Raw genomic sequence first — 1,226 nt, 5'->3', positions numbered from 1 at the left:
CCGGTTTTTTGGGCGGGGCAACGCCGCCAACCCCTAAACAGGTCCTACCACATTTTTTAACACCTTCCCCCAGGGGTCGGATTCGACATCCGACCCGGGGCTCTCGGGGCCCACCCCCATGAACCGAGGAGAATCATGAAGCATGCGAGGAGCTTGACCCGCGGCGTACTGGCCGGCGTGCTGGTGGCGACGACGGTCGGCGCGACGGCACCCGCCGTCGCCGCCACCTCCGCAACGAAAGCCTGCGCGTGGACGCCGGCCATCCTGCCGATGCCCGCGGGCGCGCTCGCCGGCGACGTGCGGGCGACCGACGGAAGCGGTGGCTACGCGGGCACGATTTCGTACGGCGCGAATTCCGCACAGGGCTCCCGGGCGACATTGTGGAAGAACGGCACGTTAACCGACTACGGATACCTGAACGTTCCCGGGTACCAGAAGTGGGTCGAGGTCCTGGGCGTCAACAAGGCCGGGACGGTGGTCGGAAGCGCCTTCCGAACCGGCGGACTCTCGAGCGCCGTCCGCTCGCGCGACGGTGGGCTGGAGCGGCTGCCCGAAGTGCCCGGTGCGTCCGCCTCGCGGGCGACGGGCATCAACGACCACGGGGACATCGTCGGCGCGGCCGACGTCGGGACCGGTGGTGGGTCGTATTGGAAGCCGGTGATCTGGCCCGCCGACAAGCCCGGAACAGTGGTCAAACTCACCGGGTTGCCCGACAGCGAGGGTTTCGCGACCGGTATCGATCAGGACGGCACCGTGCTGATCGACGTGGACAAGGACTTCAGCAGGAGGCCCTACCTGTGGAAGGCGGGTCGAGCGCGTGCGGCGCGCCTCCCCGCGGGCGCCACCGACGTCCTCACCCGCGGCATATCCAACGGTCGCTTCATCGGCCAGGTCACCTATGGTTCGGGCAACGGCGCGCCGAGCGTGTGGTGGGACCGCGACGGCGTGCCGCGCGCGGTGGCGCGGGCCGCGGATGTCACGGGCATCAACCGCGACGGTCGGATCGTCGGTCGTACCGATGATCCCGGTTGGCACGAATTCGGCGTCTGGCGGTCGTCCGCACTCGAATCCACGTTGAGCTACGCCCCCGACCGCGGGCTCGAATTCGCGGTCGCCGGTGACGACGGCACGATCGCCGGTCAGAGCTGGAAGATCCCCGGCGGCGGGGACGAGCCGACCGTCTGGACCTGCCGCTGACCGAACCGACCGCGCGGGCGGTGTCGGTC

The 1,226-nt window shown here is 69.5% G+C and carries 1 protein-coding gene; it reads left to right on the top strand.

Annotation, left to right across the window (positions count from 1 at the left end):
• Nucleotides 1–135: 135 nt before the first annotated feature.
• Nucleotides 136–1,197: a hypothetical protein gene (locus tag ACFRCG_RS48630; RefSeq protein WP_380043095.1), complete on the top strand. Its 1,062-nt coding sequence runs from the start codon at nt 136–138 to the stop codon at nt 1,195–1,197.
• The last annotated feature ends 29 nt before the right edge of the window (nt 1,198–1,226 follow it).

It is taken from the genome of Embleya sp. NPDC056575 (genome assembly GCF_042793325.1).
Lineage (GTDB): Bacteria > Actinomycetota > Actinomycetes > Streptomycetales > Streptomycetaceae > Embleya.
The sequence above is the reverse complement of the archived record's forward strand: the minus strand, read 5'-3'. Positions and strand labels throughout refer to the sequence as shown.